At 73.7% G+C, this 21,905-nt stretch carries 13 protein-coding genes; 9 read left to right on the top strand and 4 right to left on the bottom strand.

Annotation, left to right across the window (positions count from 1 at the left end; translation table 11 throughout):
• Positions 1 to 552: 552 nt before the first annotated feature.
• From ACFYT9_RS36020 to ACFYT9_RS36030, 3 genes are all read left to right on the top strand, one after another.
• Positions 553 to 1,650, top strand: coding sequence for a MerR family DNA-binding transcriptional regulator (locus ACFYT9_RS36020; RefSeq protein ID WP_389170704.1), 1,098 nt, complete (start codon positions 553 to 555; stop codon positions 1,648 to 1,650).
• A 552-nt stretch (positions 1,651 to 2,202) separates the two neighbouring features.
• Complete coding sequence (locus ACFYT9_RS36025; RefSeq protein ID WP_389170613.1) at positions 2,203 to 3,561, top strand: MFS transporter; 1,359 nt, start codon at positions 2,203 to 2,205, stop codon at positions 3,559 to 3,561.
• 157 nt (positions 3,562 to 3,718) lie between these two features.
• A complete protein-coding gene (locus ACFYT9_RS36030; RefSeq protein WP_389170616.1) occupies positions 3,719 to 4,150 on the top strand; it encodes a hypothetical protein in 432 nt (143 codons plus the stop codon).
• 81 nt (positions 4,151 to 4,231) lie between these two features.
• On the opposite strand, the gene ACFYT9_RS36035 is transcribed toward ACFYT9_RS36030, so the two are convergent.
• Together ACFYT9_RS36035 and ACFYT9_RS36040 are read right to left on the bottom strand one after the other, a co-directional pair.
• Positions 4,232 to 5,662, bottom strand: a complete 1,431-nt coding sequence (locus ACFYT9_RS36035; RefSeq protein ID WP_389170620.1) for a lipase family alpha/beta hydrolase — start codon at positions 5,660 to 5,662, stop codon at positions 4,232 to 4,234.
• Between the two features lie 92 nt (positions 5,663 to 5,754).
• Positions 5,755 to 10,236, bottom strand: a complete 4,482-nt coding sequence (locus ACFYT9_RS36040; RefSeq protein ID WP_389170623.1) for a peptidase C14 caspase catalytic subunit p20 — start codon at positions 10,234 to 10,236, stop codon at positions 5,755 to 5,757.
• An 81-nt stretch (positions 10,237 to 10,317) separates the two neighbouring features.
• On the opposite strand from ACFYT9_RS36040, the gene ACFYT9_RS36045 reads away from it, so the two are divergent.
• A complete protein-coding gene (locus ACFYT9_RS36045) occupies positions 10,318 to 11,310 on the top strand; it encodes a translation initiation factor 2 (protein WP_389170626.1) in 993 nt (330 codons plus the stop codon).
• Positions 11,311 to 11,481: 171 nt separating this feature from the next.
• Positions 11,482 to 13,725, top strand: a complete 2,244-nt coding sequence (locus tag ACFYT9_RS36050; protein WP_389170629.1) for an FG-GAP repeat domain-containing protein — start codon at positions 11,482 to 11,484, stop codon at positions 13,723 to 13,725.
• A gap of 30 nt (positions 13,726 to 13,755) precedes the next feature.
• Here ACFYT9_RS36050 and ACFYT9_RS36055 read toward each other — a convergent pair whose 3' ends face one another.
• Both ACFYT9_RS36055 and ACFYT9_RS36060 read right to left on the bottom strand, forming a co-directional pair.
• Complete coding sequence (locus ACFYT9_RS36055; protein WP_387276725.1) at positions 13,756 to 14,481, bottom strand: dienelactone hydrolase family protein; 726 nt, start codon at positions 14,479 to 14,481, stop codon at positions 13,756 to 13,758.
• Between the two features lie 120 nt (positions 14,482 to 14,601).
• The gene (locus ACFYT9_RS36060) at positions 14,602 to 14,988 is read right to left on the bottom strand and encodes a hypothetical protein (protein WP_376595438.1); all 387 of its coding nucleotides are present in this window, start codon (positions 14,986 to 14,988) and stop codon (positions 14,602 to 14,604) included.
• A 292-nt stretch (positions 14,989 to 15,280) separates the two neighbouring features.
• On the opposite strand from ACFYT9_RS36060, the gene ACFYT9_RS36065 reads away from it, so the two are divergent.
• The 4 genes from ACFYT9_RS36065 to ACFYT9_RS36080 all read left to right on the top strand — a co-directional run bounded on the left by ACFYT9_RS36065 (position 15,281) and on the right by ACFYT9_RS36080 (position 21,877).
• Positions 15,281 to 15,919: an ATP-binding protein gene (locus ACFYT9_RS36065; RefSeq protein ID WP_389170634.1), complete on the top strand. Its 639-nt coding sequence runs from the start codon at positions 15,281 to 15,283 to the stop codon at positions 15,917 to 15,919.
• Positions 15,920 to 16,080: 161 nt separating this feature from the next.
• The gene (gene sigK, locus ACFYT9_RS36070; RefSeq protein ID WP_387276719.1) at positions 16,081 to 16,647 is read left to right on the top strand and encodes an ECF RNA polymerase sigma factor SigK; all 567 of its coding nucleotides are present in this window, start codon (positions 16,081 to 16,083) and stop codon (positions 16,645 to 16,647) included.
• Positions 16,644 to 17,414 (top strand): anti-sigma factor domain-containing protein, encoded by a 771-nt coding sequence (locus ACFYT9_RS36075; RefSeq protein ID WP_389170637.1) that lies wholly within the window; start codon positions 16,644 to 16,646, stop codon positions 17,412 to 17,414. Before sigK ends, ACFYT9_RS36075 begins: the two co-directional genes overlap by 4 nt.
• A 266-nt stretch (positions 17,415 to 17,680) precedes the next feature.
• Positions 17,681 to 21,877, top strand: coding sequence for a molybdopterin-dependent oxidoreductase (locus tag ACFYT9_RS36080; RefSeq protein ID WP_389170707.1), 4,197 nt, complete (start codon positions 17,681 to 17,683; stop codon positions 21,875 to 21,877).
• The last annotated feature ends 28 nt before the right edge of the window (positions 21,878 to 21,905 follow it).

The following is a 21,905-nucleotide window of genomic DNA, read 5'->3' on the forward strand; positions in this document are numbered from 1 at the left end:
GCAGGTTCCCGGAGGAGGTCGGCGTCGTTCACTGAGGGTGAGACGTCGCCGGTCCCACCGGCCTTCCCATGAACAGGAGCGCCGGTGTCCCAGCAGCACCCTGCCCCGTCCGAGCAGCCGCCCGAGACGCAGGTCGACGAGTACCTGTGGCACACCTGCGAGATCGTCGCCGACGTGGTTCAGGGGCACCCTTCTCCTTCACACCCCTTCAGGCCGTACTCGGCGTCGCTGGGTCGCCGTTGATCTGCCCGGCCACGGGGTTCATGCACGCCTACCAGCCCCGCAGGACCCCGCCGGGCTCGCCACGGGGGCAGAGGGCGGCAGCGGCCGTTCGCGCGCAGGTGGGGCTTGCTGGTGAACCCGCTACGAGGCTCAGCCACGGCGTCTCGCTCTGGCGTTGGCGTGAGGGCGGCGTACAGCGACGACCGTTTCTGACAGTGACGCGGCGGGCAACGGCGGCCTCCGCGTCGGCTCTCGCGGGTCATGAGTGCGGCTCTTGACCCTCACGTGACGTCAGGCTGCATAGTCGGTGCCGTGGAAGATCACTGGACCGTGGGGCGCGTGGCCGAGCTGGCCGGTGTGAGCGTCCGCACGCTGCATCACTATGACGAGATCGGGCTCGTGCGTCCGTCGGCTCGGACCTCCGGTGGGTACCGGGCCTACTCGGCGGGTGACGTCGAGCGGCTGAGGGAAGTGCTGGCCTACCGGCGGCTGGGCTTCGGGTTGCGGGAGGTCGCGGAACTGGTCGGCGACTCGTCCACCGACGCGGTCGCGCATCTGCGCCGGCTGCGTGGCCTGCTGCTGGAGCGGCGTGATCGTGCCGGCGCCATGGTGGCGGCCATTGACAGGGAACTTGAGGCACGGGCGAGGGGACTGAAGGTGACTCCGGAGGAGCAACTGGGGATGCTCGGTGCACGGTTGTACGACGCGATCGGCGGCGCCTACACGGCGACGCGGCGTACCGAGCCGCGGATCGCCGCGCAGATCGTGGACGCGCTCGGGGACGCGCGGACGGTGCTGAATGTCGGTGCCGGCACCGGCTCGTACGAGCCGGCTGGTCGCGAGGTGATCGCGGTGGAGCCGTCGGAGGTCATGCGGCGTCAGCGGCCTGCCGGCTCGGCGCCGTGCGTGGCTGCCGCCGCGGAGAGCCTGCCGTTCGAGGCCCACTCCTTCGACGTCGCGATGGCCGTCTCGACTGTTCACCACTGGGGGGACCCGATAGCGGGGCTGCGCGAGATGCGCCGGGTGGCCCGCCGGGTGGTGGTGCTGACGTTCGACACCGACGAGCCCGGATGGCAGGACCGGTTCTGGCTCACCCGCGACTACCTGCCCGAGTTCGCCACCGTCCTCGCAGGATTTCCCTCACTTGCGGGGATGGCCGACGCGATCGGCGCCCGCGCTGAGCCGGTGCCTGTCCCGTGGGACTGCTCTGACGGCCTGTTCGAGGCGTACTGGCGCAGACCGGAGGCGTATCTGGAGGAGCACGTCCGCCGTGCGATGTCGGTGTGGACGAGGGTCGGGCCGGATGCCGAGCAGCGGGCGGTGCGCAGCCTCCGTGACGACCTCGACTCCGGCCGGTGGGCCGAGCGCAACAGCGACCTCACCCACCTCGACACGGCAGACCTCGGCCTCCGCCTGCTCATCGCTTGAACGGGCACCGGTCCGGACTGACCCGGGGCTACTCCTCCTGGTCACCGTCCTCGGGCCCGTCCGGGTCGCGGAAGGGACGCGGGCCCTGGCCGAACAGGAGCGCTGCGGGCTCGGCCGGCACACCGCTCTGTTCCTGTCCCAGGAGCGCCGCCGGACCGGTTGACGGGTCGCTCGTGCGGACACGCCCGCACCCCCGCCCCACCCCCTCTCCCTTCGCACGAGGAGACCAGCCTTGTCGGTCTGCCCTGTTCCTCCGGCTTCCTCACGTTTCTCGTCCGCACCACGTACTCTCCTCCTTGACCTCGACGGTGTGCTGCTGTTCGCGTGGGCTGTCCCGGTGGACCGGTCCCCGCCTCGCATCGGCGTACTCGGGTTGCGGGCAGACCCCGTTGCCTCCCGGGATCTCCCGGACCGCTCGCTTCCCCTGGTGCCCGCTGCTACGTTGAGCCTCATGTTCCTCCTCTTGGCCTAGGCACGCCCAGGACCGCGACCGCACACAGCGCTCGCGGCACTTCGGCGTCCCTCCTTCCGCCTCGACCGAGGAACATTCCCATGTCTGCGCCTGCTCAAGGGCGGCCCTCGTATGCCGCCGTACTGCGCCTTCCGTACGCCCGACGCACCTTCGGCGCCGCCCTGCTCGGGCGGCTCTCGTACGGGACGGTCGCCCTCTCCCTGATGCTGGCGGTGACCCGGGCCACCGGCTCGTACGCCGTCGCCGGCACGATCATGGCGCTGTTCGGCGCCACCAGTGTCTTCCTGTCCCCGGTACGGGCGGGCCTTGTCGACCGCCACGGCCCGCGTCCCGCGCTCCTGCCGATGGCCCTGCTCTACGCAGGCTTCCTGGGCGCCCTCGCGGCTGCCGCCTGGCGGCCCGGCGCCCCTGCCTTCCTCCTGGGCGCCATCGCCGCTGCCGCCGGTGCCGTGACGCCTCCGCTCGGCCCCTCGATGCGGGCGATCTGGCGTCGGCTCACCGATGAACAGGCGATGCTCCAGCGTGCGTACAGCCTGGACGGTGTCGCGGAGGAGTTGCTGTTCGTCTCCGGTCCGTTGCTGGTCGGCGTCGTGGTGCAGATCGCGCCTCCGGCGGCCGGGGTCGTGGTGAGCGCGCTGCTCGTGGGGGTGGGGACCTTCGCGTTCGTCATGTCTCCGGCCGTGCGGGACGTACGGCCGGCCGCGACTGTCAAGGCGGTCGCACGCTCCGGGGCGCGGCTGCCGGGGGCGCGGGCGCTGCTGACGCCGGTCGTGGTGGCGGGCGGGGTCGGGCTGTCCCTGGGCGCGATGGATCTGCTGGTCCTCGCGTTCGCGGCATCACGGCATCACGGTGACGACGTGGTCGCCTGGGTGCTCGCGGCCCTCTCGGCGGGCAGCGCGGTCGGCGGGCTGCTGAACGGTGCTGTCAGCTGGCGCACCGGGACCCGGGTGCGCCTGCCGCTGCTCGCCGTCGGGCTCGGCCTCGCCCTCGCCGCCGCGGGGCTCGCCCCCGGCGTGGGGGCGCTGACCGTGGCCGTGGCGTGCGCGGGCTTCTTCGTGGCTCCGGCGCTCACCACGGCGTACCTGCTGGCCGACGAGGTGGCACCGCCGGGGCGCCGTACGCAGGCGGGCGCCTGGGTCAACACGGCGGTGAACGCCGGAATCTCGGGCGGCACGGCGGCGGCCGGTGTGCTGGCGGCACGACTGCCGCTCGGGGCGTGCTTCGCGCTGGCGGGCGGCGTGACGCTCCTCGCGGCCCTGGCCTGCGCCGGGTGGCGGCCGAGGACACCCGGCCCGTCCCTCGGGGACGGGTCTCCCCTCGGCCAGGAGCCTGCCCTCGGCGACGATGCTCCCGCACCCTCCGCGGCTCCCGTCGGCTCACCCGGCAGCAGGCCCCCAACCCCCGCCGCTCACGCTCCGGAACCCCCCACTCGGCCATGATCCCGCCGGCCAGCAGCGCACTCCCCTCCTGATGACCGGCGCCGTGGCTCTGAACCCGCTCACCGCCGACCACCTTCCGCCGCCCGCTGCTGGTGCCTCCTGTCCGTCAACGACGGAGAACTCCACCACCTGAAGCCCTGATACGGAGCACCGACCGATGAACCACGCCCGACGGCTCACGCTGGTGGTCGCGCTGCTCGCCCTGGCGGGCCAGACGTTCCTCACCGCCGCCTACCTCCTCTGGTTCCTTCCGGTCTTCTCCGGCGGAATCGGGCCGGACGACGCCGAGGGATCCGGGGGCGGCTCCGCCTTGCCGGTCCTCGTGTCGCTCGGGTCCGGCGCCGCTGTCGGCGCTCTGAATCTGTGGAGCCTGCGTGGCGTGGCGAGGGCTCTGAGCGCCGGCCCGCCGGGAGCCAGGCCGCTTCTCGTCGCGGGCGTGGTTCAGCTCCTCATCCTCGCCGGCGCGTGGGCGGTCGACCTGACGCCCCTGGCCGCGACCGCGGCGCTGTCGCTGCCCCTCCTGCTCGCGGGCTTCCTGACGGAACGCCGGCACGTCAGGAGGGGGTGCAGGCGCGGCCGTGCCCGGTAGGGGTGGTGCTTCAGGTCCGACCCAGGATGCCCGGGCCGGAGCCGCCGCCGACCGCGGCACAGCAAGAGCGGAGCACCGGGGTCAGGTGTCCAACAGGGTGACGACCTCCCGGCACACCATCCGGGGCCGCTCGGAGACCACCTCCAGGACCCAGGTGCCAGGACCGCCCTCCAGCTCCACGCGGACGCCCCCGGCGCCGTCGGGGGCGAAGGGCACCGGGGTCCCGGACGAGGCCCCCTCGCGGCGCAGCACCGCGCGCAGATTCCGCTCGGCGAGCCCCTGGCCGGTGGCGACCACCTCGAAGGGCTTCCCGGCGAGCGCGCACTCGGGGACCGTCAGGCCGAACTCCTCGTCGCCGGCGAGCATGTCGCGGGCCCGGCGGCCCTCGCGGATGACCGAGAGCTGGTGACCCACCGAACCGCCGCCCGCCATGTCGGCGTGACGGTAGCCGTTCCAGCCCCCGTCGTCCTCGTAGTCGAGCGCCCAGCCGGCGAACGCGGAGTCCCGCGGCACGGTACCGTCCCCCGACCAGGGCCTGCCGTCGTCCAGGCCGGTGGTGAACCGCGGGCCGTCGGGCGAGAGCACGACGCCGTGCACGGTCGGGTGCGCCATGCCGCCCAGGCAGTGCACCCGGTACGGCAGGCGGCCGTCCGTGTCGGTGCGCCGGTTGGCCTCCCGGGCGTCCTCGAACTCGTCGTGGAACGCGAACGCGTCCTCGACGTGGCCCGTGGGCAGGTCCGGCACGGGATGGCGCCTGTCGTTCAGGGCCCGGCGCCGGCTCTTGCCGGGGATCAGGACCGCGTCGTACACCGGCAGCAGCTGCGCCACCGACGGCAGGGTGAGGGCGAGGCCGCGCAGCGCCTCGTTCACCACCCTGCCGGCAGCGCCGAGGGCCGCGCCGCGCAGCGGGCCGTCACCGACGACGGGCCCGACCCCGTGGCCTGTCAGGAACCGGACGGCCTTGGCGGCGCCCTTGTGCGGGGTGCCCAGCGTGACGAGCGTCCGCGCGGTCTCCCGGCCGCCCAGGCACTCCAGGTAGTAGCGGCCGATCAGACCGCCCATCGAGTGGCAGACCAGGATGACCTTCGGGTCGTCCGGGCGGTCCGGGTAGTACGTGTCGACCCGCTCGGTCCAGCGGGCGAGTTCGTGTGCGATCCGGTCCTTCAGATCCGCCGCCGTCACCCGGTTGGACAGGCGCCAGTCGTAGGCGAACGGCACGTACTGTCCCTCGGCCAGGTCGCCGAGGGCCGCGCGGACGTCCGGATAGCCCAGGCAGGAGAGCAGGCCGGGCAGGGAGTCGGGGGACTTGAGCAGCCCCTCGGGGACGAGGGCGTGCCGGGCGTCGGGGCGTTCGTCCCCGATGCCCGGCGGCAGCGCCATCTCCGCCAAGGCCCTTTTCGGGCTGCGCAGTTGGAACAGTGTCCGGCGGGACTGGTTCCAGACGTCCCGGCCGTCACGGGTCAGCCGGCTGCCCAGGATGCCGGGGACGAACACCACGAGGTCGTGCTTCACCGTGCCGTCTCTCCTTGTCGTCTGTCTTCATGTCTCAACGCGCCTGCGGCGCCCTGTCGTTCACGTCCGGCCGGGCCGGATGGTTCCCCGGCTCACGCCGGGTCGGCGCCGTCCGGACCGAAGAAGGCGTGGGGCAGCCGGATCAGGTCGCAGCGATGGTCGCCCTGGAGCGCCACCACCAGACCCTCGGCGTCCCAGGCGGCGTCCGCGGCCCGCACCGGATAGCCGCGCGGGGGTACGCCGTCCTCGCCGTCGAGCCATGCCTCGGCCCGTACGTCCCACAGCGCGGGCGCCCGGCGCTCGTCGCACACCAGCAGCAGCGGCCGCGTCGGCGTTCCGGCGAAGACCAGCGCGGTCACCCCGCGCGCTTCGCCCGGGAGGTTCCGCCGTTTGACGCTCCCGGACCCGCACTCGGCCAGCCTCACCACGCCGCCGTCCACCCACGCCATCAGCGGGACCGACTCCTCGTCGTCCTCGTCGTACCACTCGCCGAGGGCGAGCCGGCCGGTCCCGGTCTCCTCACCGCGACCAGGCAGGGCGAACCGCCCGCGCTGGACGAGACGGCCGTCGTGGTGCTCCCACAGCAGCAGCTCGTCACCCAGGTCGGCGGCGAGCCACGTCGTGCCGTCGCGCATGTCCCGGGCGTCGACGGCGCAGGAGCGCAGCCCGGCCGTGACGGGCTCACCCCGCCGCCAGTCCCGGGAGGCGTCGACGGGCAGCTCGGCGTGGTCGATGCGCCGCCGGTCCGGCGCGTACACCCGGATCCGCGCTGCGGCCCGGTCGACGACGAGGCCGAGCGAGGGCACCCGGTCACCGGCATCGCCGCCGAGCCCGAGGTCGTGCTCGGCCGTCACGGCCAGATCCTCCGAGAGCCGCCACAGCCGGACCGTGCGCCGGGCCGCCGCGACGACGATCCAGGCGTCCGCACAGCGCACCGCTCGTACCGCCGTCACCGGGGCGACGTGGTCGAGGACGGCGGCCGGTTCACCGGCCGGAGCGCCCTGCCGGGGGCGTGAGACCAGGATCCGCTCGCCCCATACCCGGCACAGCAGCGGTGGCCCCTGGGGCGCCTCGGCGAGGGCGACGAGGGGGCGCTGGTCGTGGGAGCGCCGACGCGTGCCGTGGCCCGACCGCAGCGCGGAACCCACTTCCAGCATGCGGATGTCGGGGCCGTCGCCGACGGCGAGGACACCGTGGCCGCCCGGGTCGAAGGCCATCGCCTCGTCCCGGGGCTCGCTGAGCCCGAACCGGGCCTCGCGGCGCGGATCGGCGAGGTCGAGGACGCGGACCGTGAGGGTCTCGTGCGCGGCGAGCAGGGTGACGTCGCCGTGGTGGCCGAAGACCAGCCCGCGGGCGGGCGAGTCGAAGGCGTACACCTCGTGGACCTCGGGCGGGGCGGAGGGGGACCGGTCGTCGGTCTCGCAGAGCCAGACGGTGACCCGGCCGCCGTCGGCCACCGCGAACCAGCCCTGCCGGCGTCCGCCGGGACCGGGGGCGGCCGCGGCGGCGGCCGCGAACGCCGGTGCGCGCAGCTCACCCAGCTCGATGCCGCGGCCGAGCAGGCCGCCGGTCCTGCGCATCCCGCGGGCGACCTCGTGCAGCGCGGCCTTCCGGCCGGCCGTCAGGATGAAGAGGCGGGAGTCCAGCGCCAGCGCGGCCAGCCGCTCGGTGTCCGCCATGCGGATGTCGACCAGGCTCTGCTCCCCCTGCCGCGTCGCGCCGCGCTTCCAGCTCCAGGCCCACAGGTGCCGGCCGTCCGCGGCCAGCACGACGGTCTCCACGGACCGTTCGGCGGCGGTGACGGCCCGCACCTCGCCGCCCCAGCGGTAGACGTAGTCGGGCAGCCGGGAGCCGGAACGCCAGAAGTACAGGGCGCGGTTGTCGCGGGCGACGGTCGTCCGGTGCGGGCCACCGCCCACCTCCGCGACGTCGGTGAGCGCCTCCCCCCGTGCCCGGGCGGCTCCGCGGGTGCGGCGGGTGAGCAGCCGCCGGCCCGAATCGGCGTCCAGGACGAGGACTTCGCCCCGCCCGCCGGCAGTGAGCGTGTCCCCACCCGTGCCGCCCCGCCAGCTCAGTGCGCGCGCGCCGCCGAGCGGGGCGGGGCGGCGCCACTCGACCGGGTCCGGTGGCGCGTCGGTCCAGTACTCCTGCCAGGGCAGGAAGTTCGTGTCGCGTTCCAGGGTCCGGTACGCCGTCTCCCGGTGGCTCACGAAGGCCGCCGCCCGCAGCAGGGCCCGGCGGGCCCGCGGGGCGTCGAGGTCGCGGAAGGCGTCGCCGACCCGGCCGTACAGCGCCGCTCCTTCGCACTCGCGGGCGAGCGCGGAGGCGAGCGGCAGCATGCCGTCCGGCCCGGCACGCAGCAGGAAGTCCATGTCGTCGAAGAGCGAGCGCAGTTGCTCCTCTCCTGCCTGGGCCGCGTGCGCGCCGAGGTGGTGCAGGGTGTACGCGTCGGCGTCCTCCCAGCCGTCCGCCGCCCGAGCCCGTAACGCCGTCACCACCCTGAGGTGGGCCTCGGGTACGGCGAGTCCGGCGCGGCGCAGGAAGTGCGCGCCGTAGCTGGGGTGGGCCAGGTGGTAGGCGGTGTCACGGGTGTCGGGCGCCGGCTGGGTGGTGACGATGCCACCGGCGGACCTCGGCGCGACCTTGTGCAGGTCGCCCGGGGTCAGCTCGGGGGTGTCCGGGTCGCGCAGTGCGTTGGCGAGCACCAGCCAGGGCCCGCGCCGTGACAGGCCGGGGCCCTGGACGACGGCGAGCGGCCGCAGCACCTCCTCCGCGCGCCGGGCACCGTCCTGGGAGGCGAGGTGTCCGATCTCCTCGTCGAAGAACTCGGCCATGAGCATCCCGCCGTCGTCCATCCACTGGACCAGTTCGGGCTCGGCGACGGTCGCGGACCGCCGGGCGAGGTGCAGGGCGGTCGCCCTGGCCAGGAGGAAGGAGCCCTGGCTGCGGGCGGCGACGAGCCGGGCGGCCCACTCGCGCTCGTCCTCGTACTCCTCCCCCCGGTACGGGGAGGTGCCCTCGGCGAGGACCGAGGCCACCATGCCGGTGATGCTCTCGGCGGCCTCCGCGTCGTCGCCGAGGACCAGTGGGGCGACGGACTGGTCGAGCGTGTCCAGCAGGGTCTCCTCCAGCGCCCCCACGGTGGTGCGGCGCCGGGGCTGGGGGCGGGTGCCGACGACCACCCGCACGCCCTCGACGGTGGAGAGCGGGTTGAGCAGATGGCGAGCGATCTCGTGGGCCGCCCCGGGCAGAGCCTCGTCGAGGGCGTCGAAGAGCAGGTTGAGGGAGCCCGCCCGCTGCACGAGCCGGTCGACCGCCTGGCGGCACTCCTCCGGTGTCACCGCGCCCTCGGGCAGCGGGTCCATGCCGTCCATGCGGCTCAGCACCCGCCACAGGACGGTGGTGAGCTCGTGCAGCGACCGGCCGCGGCAGGACAGGGCCGCGTGGACGGTGCCCGTCCGAGGCAAGGAGGCGGGCGGCACGTCCGGGCCGATGGCGTCGCGCCACTCCGGGCGCGAGGTCAGCGCGAGACGACCGAGCAGAGCGGTCTTGCCGGTGCCGGCGGGGCCGGTGACCGCGAGCAGCCCCTGGGGGTGCGTGTCCACCCAGCGCACCACCCGGGCGAGGGCTCCGGTCCGGCCCGCGAAGTGGCGCCGCAGATGGCTGTCCTCCTCCAGGCCGAAATCCCTGACACCGGACCAGGGGTCGCTGTCGCGGCGCAGCACGGCCGGGGTACGGGTGCGACGGTTCCGGTCGGCGGAGTACGGGTTGGCGAGGAAGCTGTTGGGCAGCGCGCGTACCTCGACGTGGTGGGGGCGCTGCGCCGCCTCGTCGAGGCCGGAGGCCGCGGCCGCCGTGTCGAGCGCCTCCAGGAGGTACGGCACGGGCAGGTAGAGGGCGGCGGGGTCGAAGGGGCGGGCATGGTCGGCGGCCGTGAACTCCGGTTCGCCGAGGACCTCTTCGAGCCAATCGAGCCAGCGTCCGTCGGGAACGGAGGAGTCCATGCCCGAGGTTCCGACGACGACGAGGCCGGTCCCGCGGCGCCTGCGGGCCCGGTCGACGGTCTCCCGCTCCACGGTCAGGGCGCGGTCGAGGGCGGCGGGCAGGTGCCCGTGCGAGAAGCACGCGTCGACGACGAGGAGGGTGTCGGTGTCACAGTCCGCGCGCAGCAGCCGGTCCACCAGGGCGGTGAGCGAGATCGCCCGTTCAGGGGCGAAGCGGCCGTCGGCGCAGGAGTCCTCACAGGCGAGGAAGTAGCCTTCGGGGCCCGCGTCGTAGCCGTGCCCGGTCCAGTAGAGGATCTTCCGCTCGGCGTCGTGGGCGAGGAAGCTCTCCAGCCCGTCCCATAATCGCCGCCGGGTCGCGCCCTCCTCGTCGACGCGGACGCTGTCGCCGAACCCCAGTCTCGTACGGGCGATGTCGGTGAACCGCTCCCGCACCTCCCCGACGTTGCGCAGGTCCGGCAGGAGCCTGCGCCCGGCTCCTGCCGGGTGGGCGTACCGGGCCACCGCCACCGTGCCCACCAGGGCGGCGGCACGCCGCTCGGATCTGATCATCGCCAGGTGCTCGACCACATCGCGTCCGTATCATGTCCGGTCCGTCGTGCCGTGCCGACGGCACGCGCACATGAACAGGGTTCATTAAAGGGGCTGTTGATGAGTAGGGACAGGTTCACGCTGCTCGGCCGGGAGACGGACTGCCACATCTTCGAGGGCGAGGGGGTCCGTCCCGTCCGGGAGGAGGACGTCCGCGTCAAGTACCGCCCGGTGCGGGTGGAGTTCCCCGAGGAGATCGGCGGCTGGCGGCACGCCATCCAGGACGCCGAGGAGCGCAAGGAGGCCCTCGGCGAGCCGTACCGCTGGAACAACAAGCGCTTCGCGGTGGAGCGGATCGTGGTGACCCGCACCCACCTCGCCGAGGATCCGGTCGTCACCCTCACCCTCCAGGACGCCGACTACTACGACTTCCTCACCACCTCGATCAACCTGGACCGCAAGCAGCGGAACGGCCTGAGCCTGCGCGAGCAGTACCTGGAGGGCCGGGACCCGGTCAACGCCCCGCCGTTCATGAACTGCAGCTTCGGTGTGAACGTGGCGGTGGAGACCGGCAGGGACGGGATGATGCTCTTCGCCCACCGGAGCGCCCAGGTGGTCGGCCCGAACCGCTCCCGCTGGAACTCCTCCGCGAACGAGGGCCTCGCCCGCGACCACGACCTGCCCGCGGACGGCAGCCCGATCAGCCTGCACGCGGTCGCCCGCCGGGCGATGTTCGAGGAGCTCGCGGTCCACGCCTCGGACGAACTCGACCTGGAACTGATCGGGTTCGGACTCGACCTGCGCAACAACCAGTGGGCGGCGTTCTTCCGCGCGGTCCTGCCCCGGCTCGACGAGGCGACGCTGCGACTGCGCTGGTCGCGGGGCGTGGGCGACAAATGGGAGCACGACCGCTTCGCGTTCGTGCCCGCGGACCCCGCTTCGGTCCTGGAGTTCATGGCGGACCAGCCCGAGGAGTCCTGGACACCCTGCGCCCCGGCCCTCTTCTACCTCGCCCTCGTACGCGGCGCCGTCCGCCGGGCGGGCGACGACCCCGAGGCCCGCTTCACGGTGGAGGAGGCGGAGCGGCGGGTGCTGGAGGAGCGAGGGATGTAGGACAGGTTTCAGAAGGAGTCCAAGGCCGGTCGACCGCCACTCTCTCGGCTGGACTCGTCTTGACGAGGCGGACAGCGGCCTGAGGAGGGCCGTGCAACCTTTGACAGCCCTGGGGAGTCCTGTGGTCGAGCGTGTAGACGCCTGGACCGCGAATCCCGGGAGGAATCCCCCTTGAAGCACGTCGACCCCGCCGGCCGCCGGCTCGCCATCGCCGCCACGGTCGCTCTCGCCGTGACGGCCGGTACGGCCGTGACCACCGCCCCCGCTCTCGCCGCCCCGCCTGCGCAGGTCGCCGGGGCGGTGGAGGAACAGGCGGGGCCCTTCCCTCTGGGCACCGAACAGAGCCTGCACAGCTCAGGAGTGGACGGGTTCGTGACCGTCGGCGTGACCGACGACGGCACGGACCTCGCCTACCGGTGGCACCGGTTCGCGGACGGGGCGGTCACTCCTCTGCCCCGGGACGCCGAGCCGGACTCCAGGCCCGTCACGGATCCCGGCAGCAACCGTGTCGCGGTGCCGACCGGCCCGACCATGTACCGGATACTGGACATGGCCGGCGGCGCCTCCGTGGACGTCGACACCCGCTCCGTCGGCACGAAGGCGGGCCTGCGGCAGCTCGCGGGGGACACCCTCGTGATGGTGCGGCAGGACGGGCCGCAGCGCGCAAGCCTGCATCTGGTCGCCAAGCCCGCGGCCACGGTCGTCCACCGGCAGGTGTCGGGCCTTCCCGCCGACGCGGACATCTCCCGTGTCGCGTACTCGCCTGACGGTGTTCTCGCCGTCCAGTACAGGGGTACGGCCGGCGGCACGACCGGTCAGCGCCTTGCCGTCGTCGACCTCACGACCGCGAAGGTCGTGGAGGACCGGGCCGTGCCCCGCTTCTACTCCAACGGAAGCGTCGCGGTCTCGGCCACCCACCTGGCCTGGCCCGAAGCGGACTCCCACAACAACGTGACCCTGGTGACAGCCGCCCGGGGCGCCTCATCGACCACACGGCGCACGGCCTTCCCCGCCGAGGGGCGCGCCGTGCGGGTCTCCCTGCTGGGCGACTGGCTCGTGTACGGCACGTCCGAGAAGGACCTGTCGGCCCTCTCCCTCGCGGACGGAACGACCGTCACCCCTCTTCTCGGCAAGCTGCAGGAGGTGGCAGGGGCCGAGGGCGGTCTGCTGGCACAGGGCAGCACCCCGACGGGAGGCAAGGGCGTCTACCGGATCGGGATCGGAGCGGCCGGCCGGCCGGTCGCGACCGTGGTGGCGACCAACGGCGTGACCACGCCGACCACGGTCCTCACCCAGCAGGTGCCGGCCACCGCCGACTTCCGCGGCGCGGGCTCGAAGGCGGTGCTGCGGTGGACGTACGGCCGCAGCGACGTGTGGGTGAACCTGGAAGTGACACACACGCTGTCGGGCAGGACCTGGTCCCAGGGCCGGACGCTCAAGGGCACCCAGACCGAGGCGGTCTTCGACTGGGACGGCACGTTCTACCGCTACGAGGCGCCCTACAACAGGACGGCCGCGTACAACGGCGCCTACACGTGGAAGATGACCGTCGATTCGATGAGCGGCATCGGCGGCAAGGTCGTGCGGAGCGGCAACCTCCAGGTGGACAGCGGCGTCGCCGCGCACGACTACTCCGACAGCGGTTCCCCCGACCTGCTCTTCCGGGACGGATCGGGCCGCCTCGCCTCATACGACGTCCGGCAGTTCATCGAAGACCCCCGCCACGACTGGGAGCGGACCGAGCGGGGCGGCGGCTGGCAGATCTACGACCGGCTGCTGTCCGCCGGGAACCTGGACGCGACCCCGTACTCCGACGTCGTCGCCCGCGACAAGGCCGGCGTCCTGTGGCTGTACTCCGGCACGGGCCACTCCCTCGCGAAGCCGGTCCGGATCGGCGCCGGCTGGGGGGCGTACGACCGGCTCGCGGCCGGCTCCGACCTGACCGGTGACGGCCGCCCCGACCTCCTCGCCACCGACCGCTCCGGTGTCCTGTGGCTGTACAAGGCCACCGGCTCGGCCGCCAAGCCCTTCGCCCCGCGCACGCGGATCGGCGGCGGCTGGAACGAGTACAACCTCCTGACCCTCCCCGGCGACCTCGGCGGCGCGAAGGCCGGCGACCTCCTCGCCCGCGACGGCGCCGGCGTCCTGTGGCTCTACCTCGGCAAGGGCGACGGCACGTTCGCGCCCCGCACCAGGGTCGGCGGCGGCTGGGGCGGCTACGCCCAGATCGTCAACATCGGCGACACGGACCGGGACGGCCGCGCCGACCTGATCGCGGAGAGCGGTACACAGCGGGATCCCTGGCTCCACGTCTACAAGGGCACGGGGAACTGGAAGGCGCCCTTCGGCGCCGCCCGGAAGATCGGCATCCCCTCGTACGCCTCTCCGGACGGCGCTCGCACCGTCATCTTCTGACCCCACCGCGTCTCCTGACGGAGACGCGGCTCAGTCCGTGACGGGCAGGCACTCGGCGAGCAGAGCGGTGATGTCGCGCCAGGCGCGCTGTGCGTGCCGTGGGTGGAAGCCGACGCCGGGGGGCGTGGGGTGGTCGACCGTGGGATGGTGGAAGGCGTGCAGGGCGCCTCCGTACACCACGAGTTGCCAGTCGACGCCCGCGGCCTGCATCTCCGCGGTGAACGCCTCCCGTTGAGGGGGCGGCATGATCGGGTCCTCCGAGCCGACTCCGGCCCACACCGGGCAGCGCATGCGTGCCGCTTCGCCCGGTCGGCCCGTGGTCAGAGCGTTGACCGTCGCGATGGCGCGCAGGTCGACGCCGTCGCGGCCGAGTTCCAGTGCGATGGCACCGCCGGTGCCGTAGCCGATGGCGGCGGTGCGGTCGGGGTCGGCGCGTGGTTCGGCACGCAGGACGTCGAGCGCGGCGTGGCCGATCTCCCGCATGCGGTCGGGATCGGCGAGCAGCGGGAGGCAGCGGGCCAGCATCTCCTGCGGGTCGTCGAAGTAGCGTCCGCCGTGGATGTCGAAGGCCAGTGCCACGTAGCCCAGTTCGGCCAGGGCCTCGGCCCGCCGGCGCTCGACGTCGCTGAGCCCCGTGCCCTCGGGTCCGACCAGGACGGCGGGCCGGCGCTCGGCTCCGGCCGGGAGCGCCAGGTGTCCGATCATCGTCAGGTCGTCGGCCGCGTACGCGACCGTACGGGTGGTGACTGTCGTCATGTGACGTGACGGTAGTGACAGTCGCGCCCGCTCGGGGCGGTGTTCACCGATGGCAGACAGGCCCCCGTGGAGGACCGGACCCGGGGGCCCGGTCCTCGATGGAGGCACCGGGGTCCGCGGTCACCGGTGGTGGCAGTCCCAGTGGCCCTTCACCCAGTGGTGGTCCCAGTGGGCGGGGACGTAGACCCACTTGTACGCGCGGTCGTGGCTCCAGTACCCCTTGTGCCAGTCACCGTGCTTGTCGTGATGGCCGGGGTGCCACGTCTTGTGGTAGACCCGCTTCTTCTCCCAGTGGCCCTTCACCCACTTCTTCTCCCAGTGCCCCTTCTTCCACTCGCACCGGTCGTGACGGTCGTGGTGGTCACCGGTCACGACGGTGGAGACGGACGCGGGCGCGGGTGCCGCGGTGGCCGTGCCGCCGGACATGCCGAGCGCGGCGCCGCCGGCCAGCAGTCCCGTCGCCGCGGCACTCGCCACCAGACGACGGACGCGCGTGGACGCGGTCATCGGACGCACCTCCCTCGATGGATCGACCTCGACGGATCGACTTGCGTGAGCACGTCGAATTCGGCCGTGCGGTTCGAACGGCTGATTCGCCGTGCGCGGTCATGAGGGATTCGGAGCGGACTCACCGGCGGATGAGAAAGCCCCGGAATTCGTCTCCGGCACATCACCGGGCCCGTGATGTACGGCTCCGGCGCGGGGCGCCCCCGGGGCCGGTCCGTCATCCGGGCTCGCGGCGGCTACGAACCCCTCACGCAGGGAGAACGAAGCGAACCCCCGGCTTCAGGGAGCGGTCATGACCCTCACAGCACCACCCTCGACGTCCAGCGGGACACGCCTCGTCGTCGCCCTCCCCTGGGGACTGCGGAGCCCGGCCGCCGCCCGCCGCATCGCGGCCGGATGGCTCGAAGCCGGCGCATACGCGCGGACGGCTGACGCCGTCCTGATCGTGTCCGAGCTCGTCACCAACACCGTCCGCCACACCCGCGGCCCCTGCCTCCTGACCCTGTTCGAACACGACGGGTCCTTGGACATCGCGGTGTCCGACCACAGCGAGGACATGCCCGATCTCCACCCGCCCGCGGCCGGCGGCCGGCGGGGCGGATTCGGCCTTGAGATCATGGGCCGGCTGGGGGACTCCGTCCGGGTGGTCCCCCGCATCGGCGGCAAGACCGTGCGCGTCGTGCTGCGCACGCACGCCCCGGCCCCGACACCGGCCCGCGTACCAGGCCACGTACCGGCCTTCGCCTCGGCCCGCGTACCAGCCTCCGCACCGGCCTCTGCCCCGGCCCGCGTACCGGCTTCCGCCCCGGCCCGCGTACCGGCTTCCGCCCCGGCCCGCGTACCAGCCTCCGCCCCGGCCTCCGCCCCGGCCTTCGCGCAGGCCTCCTTCCCGGCCCTCGCGCAGGCCCACGACCGCCAGAGGCCGCCGTGAGGATCCGCTTCGGCTTCCGGAGGACTCACCCGGCTGGCGCGGCCACACGGCGGGACCGCGCCGAAGGCGGCAGAGTCGAACAGGTCGCGCCTCCGAGGAGGGCGACGCCGCCGCACTTCCGGGCGGCCGACCACCAGAGCCACGACGATCGGGGGCGACCGTTGCCGCACCCATCCGAACCGCACGCCCACGTCGACACCCTCCTGCTCCGGGCGGCCGAGGGCGACCGGGAGGCGTTCGCCGGCGTCTACGACGCACTGGCCCAGACGGTGATGGGGCTCGCCTGCCGGATCCTGCGGGACGCCAGCCAGGCGGAGGAGGTGACCCAGGACGTCATGATCGAGGTGTGGCGGACGGCGGACCGCTTCCGGCCCGATCGGGGAACGGCGAAGGCATGGGTCCTCACCCTCACGCACCGGCGCGCCGTGGACCGGGTGCGCACCGTCCAGGCGAGCAGGGACCGCGAGGTCCGTGCCGGGATGCTGTCGCCGGACCGGGAGGTCGACCAGGTCGTCGAGGCGGTCGAGGGCAGCGAGGAACGGCGCCGTGTCTACCACTGCCTGGAGACGCTGGAACGCCTTCATCGGGTGCCGCTGGTGCTCGCCTACTACCAGGGCATGACCTACCTGGAGGTGGCACGCTCGCTGTCCACGCCCGAGGGAACGGTGAAGTCGCGCATGCGCAAGGGCCTCGAAAAGCTCCGCGCGTGCCTGGAGGCCGGATCATGAGCACCCCGGAGGAGGATCCGCACCTCGGCGCCGCCGCCTACGTCCTGCACGCCCTGCCGCCCGCGGAGGAAGCCGCGTTCGAGAACCACCTCGCCGGCTGCGCGGCCTGCCGCCAGGAGGTCGCCGAATTCGAGACGACCACCGTGCGGCTCGCCTCCGCAGAGACCGCGCCGGTCCCCGAGGACCTGCGGGCGCGCGTCATGGAGCAGGTCTCCCGTACGCCGCAGGCCCCGCGCCGCCACAGCACCGGGTCCCGTGGCGGGTCCCGTCCCCGCGGTCGCAGGGCCCTGCTCCTCGCGCTCGCCGCGAGCGTCGCCGCGGCGGTCACGCTCGGTGCCGTCGCCGCCCGCGAGCACTCGGCGGCCGAGGAGGCGCGCGCCCAGGCGGCACAGGCCCGGGAGCAGGCGCGTACCGAGGGCGGAACCTTCGCGGACATCCTCACCGCCCCCGACGCGACCGTGCACACCGGTGAACTCACCGACGGCGCCAAGGCGGCGGTCGTCGTCTCGCGAGAGCAGGAGGAGGCCGCGTTCACCGCCCGCGGCCTCCCGCCGCTCCCCGGCGACAAGACGTACGAACTCTGGTACGCCGACCCGGCCGGCGACCTGCGCCCCGCGGGTCTGCTGCACGACACCGGCGACCGGGTGACCCACGTCCTCGACGCCCCGCTGGACGACGCGATCGCCGTCGGCATCACCGTCGAACCCGCCGGCGGCTCCGCCCAGCCGACCACCGAACCGCTCGGCATCATCCCGATCGGCGCCTGAGCCGACGGACGGCGTGCAGCCCCCCCGGGGGCCTCCGCGCACACCCGCCCGCCGCCGCCCGCACCCGGGTCACTCCGCCCGGTGCCCCCGGGACCGGTCACCGGGCCCTTCCCCGCGGTTACGCGCCATTCCTCACCCGCTGTCTCGACCCGTCGTGCGGGTGGTGTAACCCTTGACGTGCCGAGGGCGTGATCATCCAGTAATCCCGGCTGCCTACCGTCATGGGCGTGGGGATCACCCGCGGGAGGACGACGGAAGGGGTTCCGGTGGCGGCGGCGGAGACGGGGGGCGGGTCCGTCCGGACGGCGTGCTCGTACTGCGGGGTCGGCTGCGGCATCGTCCTCGACATCGCGCGGGACGGGACGACCGGCCGCCGGAAGGCCGTCAAGGCGACCGGCGACAAGGCGCATCCCGCGAACTTCGGGCGGCTGTGTACGAAGGGGGCGACCAGCGCCGACATGATGGCCGCGCCCGGACGCGCCGCCACGGCCCTGGTGCGGGCCGAGCGGGGCGGTGCTCCGGTCGAGACGGACGTCGACGCCGCCGTCGCGGAGGTCGCGGGGCGGCTGCGGGCGATCCTGGACGAGCACGGGCCGGACGCGCTGTCGTTCTACGTCTCCGGGCAGATGTCCCTGGAGGCCCAGTACCTGGCGAACAAGCTGGCCAAGGGGTTCGTGCGGACGAACCAGATCGAGTCGAACTCCCGGCTCTGCATGGCGTCCGCGGGCACCGGCTACAAACTGTCGCTGGGCGCGGACGGGCCGCCCGGCTCGTACCAGGACTTCGATCGCGCCGACGTCTTCCTCGTGATCGGCTCCAACATGGCCGACTGCCATCCGATCCTCTTCCTGCGGATGATGGACCGGGTGAAGTCGGCCGGGGCGAAGCTGATCGTCGTCGACCCGCGGCGCAACACCACCGCGGACAAGGCCGACCTCTTCCTCCGGATCAGGCCCGGCACCGACCTCGCCCTGCTCAACGGCCTGCTGCACCTGCTCGTCGAGAACGGGCACGTGGACGAGGAGTTCGTCGCCGGGTTCACCGAGGGGTGGGAGGAGACGGCCGCCCTCCTCGCCGACTACCCGCCCGCCAGGGTCGCCGAGGTCACCGGCATACCCGAGGAGGACATCCGGCGGGCCGCCCGCTGGATCGGGGAGGCCGGCGCGTGGATGAGCTGCTGGACGATGGGGCTCAACCAGTCCACGCACGGCACCTGGAACACCAACGCGCTGGTCAACCTGCACCTCGCGACCGGGGCGATCTGCCGGCCCGGCGCCGGGCCGTTCTCGCTCACCGGCCAGCCCAACGCCATGGGCGGGCGGGAGATGGGCTACATGGGGCCCGGTCTGCCGGGGCAGCGGTCGGTGCTGGTCGACGCCGACCGCTCCTTCACCGAGGAGCTGTGGGGCATCCCCGAGGGCTCGCTGCGCACCGACGCCGGACGCGGCACCGTCGACATGTTCGAGCGGATGGCGGCCGGCGACATCAAGGCGTGCTGGATCATCTGCACCAACCCGGTCGCCTCCGTCGCCAACCGCAAGACCGTCATCGCCGCTTTGGAGGCCGCCGAACTCGTCGTCGCCCAGGACGTGTTCGCCGAGACCGAGACCAACGGGTACGCCGACGTCGTACTTCCCGCGACGCTGTGGGCCGAGTCCGACGGCGTGCAGGTCAACTCGGAGCGGAACCTCACCCTGGTCAGGGGCGTCGTCGACCCGCCCGGCCAGGCCCTGCCCGACTGGGAGCTCATCGCCCGCGTCGCCCGCGCGATGGGCTTCGCCGAGGCGTTCACGTACGCCTCCTCCGAGGAGGTCTTCGAGGAGCTGAAGCGGGCGTGGAACCCGCAGACCGGCTGGGACCTGCGCGGAGTCTCGTACGAGCGGCTGCGCGACGCCCCCGTGCAGTGGCCGGCCCCCACCGCCGACGGCCCCGACCGCAACCCGGTCCGCTACCTCAACGACGGCGTCAGCCAGACCCTCCTGGAGCGCCCGGACGGCAGCCGGCCCCGCCTCGCCTTCCCGACCCCGAGCGGCCGGGCCCGCTTCTTCGCCCGGCCGCACCTGCCCGCCGCCGAACTCCCCGACGACGACTACCCCTTCGTCCTCAACACCGGACGCCTCCAGCACCAGTGGCACACCCTGACCAAGACCGGGAAGGTCGCCAAGCTGACGAAGCTGAACCCCGGCCCCTTCGTCGAGGTCCACCCCGAGGACGCCCTCGCGCTCGGTGTCGCCGAGGGCGACCACCTGGAGATCGCCTCCCGGCGCGGGCGGGCCGTCCTCCCCGCCGTCGTCACCGACCGCGTACGGCCCGGAGACTGCTTCGCCCCCTTCCACTGGAACGACCTCTTCGGCGAGTACCTGAGCGTCAACGCCGTGACCAACGACGCCGTCGACCCGCTGTCCTTCCAGCCCGAGTTCAAGGCGTGCGCGGTGGCCCTGACGAGGACGCCCGCGCCCGTGCCGCCTGTCAGGGCCGCCGCGGGCCCGGCCGAGCCGGTGCAGCCGGAGGCCGCCGCGGACCTCGCGGCCACGGAGCCCCCCGCCGGCACGGGGGAACCGGCGCGCGTCCTCGCCGCGCTCCTCGGCGTCGCCGATCTCACGCCCCCGGCCCTCACCGAGCCGGAGCGCAGCTATCTCGCCGGCTACGTGACCGGACTGTCGAGCGCGCCGGCCGACGGGCGGGTGCCGGTGCTCCCCGCCTCCGCTCCCGTCGCCCCCGGCCACAGCCTCTGGGTGAACGGCGTCCTCGCCGGCCTGTTCTCCCGCGCGGACGCCCCCGCGCGTCCCCCGGTGTCCGCTCCGGGACCGGCCCACGCCGACGGACCCGCGGGTGCGCCCCCGACCCGGCGGCTCCTCGTCCTCTGGGCCTCCCAGACGGGCACCGCCGAGGAGTTCGCCGTCACCGTCGCCGCCCGCTGCGCCGAGGCCGGGCGGGACGCGGCCCTCCTCCCGCTGGGGGACGTGGCACCCGCCGACATCGGCGCCGACACGGATCTGGTGGTGGTGACCAGCACCTTCGGGGACGGCGACGCGCCGGACAACGGCGCCGCGTTCTGGCAGGCCCTCAGCGCTCCCGACGCGGCCCGGCTGGACGGGGTGCGGTTCTCCGTGCTCGCCTTCGGCGACTCCGGCTACGACGACTTCTGCGGGTACGGCCGCCGCGTGGACGAGCGGCTGGCCGAGCTCGGTGCGGGCCGCCTGCACCCCCGTACGGACTGCGAACCCGACCACGAGGAGAGCTCCGCCGCCTGGCTCGAAGCCGTCGTGCCGCTGCTCGCCGCCCCCGCCCCCGCCGCTGCCCCCGCTCCGGCGACGCCCGCGCCGCCCGCCGCCCCCGGGCCGTACTCCAAGGCGTCGCCGTTCCCCACCCTCCTCGTCGGCAACCGGCTCCTCAGCCTGCCCGGCTCGCAGAAGGAGGTGCGGCAGTTCGCCTTCGACACCCGCGGCGGCGAACTCGCCTACGAGGCGGGCGACGCCCTCGGGGTGTGGCCCGCCCACAGCGCCGAACTCGTCACCGAATGGCTGGCCCTCACCGGCCTCGACCCCACCGAGCCGGTCGCCGTCGGCGACGGCGGACCGCTGCCGCTGGCCGAGGCGCTGCGGACCCGCCTCGACATCACGCGCATCACGCCGGACCTGCTCCGCTTCGTCGCCGAGCGGGCCGGCAGCCAGGAGCTGAAGCGGCTGCTGCGCCCCGGGAACAAGGACGAGCTGGCGAAGTGGAGCTGGGGTCTCCAGGCCGCCGACCTGATCGGCGCGTACCCGGCACGCGCCTCCGCCGCCGAGTGGGCGGGCGTCCTCAAACGCCTCCAGCCGCGTCTGTACTCGATATCCTCCAGCCCCCTCGCGCACCCGGGGGAGGTCCGGCTCACCGTCTCCGTCGTCCGCTACTCCAACGACCGGGGCCGGGACCGCACCGGAGTCTGCTCCGCCTATCTGGCCGACCACGCCGACGACGGCCCGGTCCAGGTCTTCGTCCAGCGCTCCGCGCACTTCCGCCCGCCGGCCGACCCCGCCGCGCCCCTGATCATGGTCGGGCCGGGGACGGGCGTGGCGCCGTTCGTCGGCTTCCTGGAGGACCGGCGGGCACGCGGCCACACGGGACGCAACTGGCTCTTCTTCGGCGAGCAGCGCGAGTCCACCGACTTCTACTACCGCGAGGAGCTGGAGGCCCATCGGGCGAGCGGCCTGCTCGACCGGTTCGACACCGCCTTCTCGCGCGACCAGCGCGCCAAGATCTACGTCCAGGACCGCATGCGCGAACACGGGGCCGCGCTCTGGTCCTGGCTCCGGGACGGCGCCCACGTCGCCGTCTGCGGCGACGCGGCCCGCATGGCGAAGGACGTCGACCGGACGCTCCGGGAGATCGTCGCCCGCCACGGCCGGATGGGCGACGAGGAGGCGGCCGCGTACGTCGGGCGGATGGCGGCGGAGAAGCGGTACGTGCGCGACGTCTACTGAACGTGCCCCCTTCGTCCGGGACGAGGGT

The organism is Streptomyces sp. NPDC004435 (assembly GCF_042873895.1).
Classification (GTDB): Bacteria; Actinomycetota; Actinomycetes; order Streptomycetales; family Streptomycetaceae; genus Streptomyces.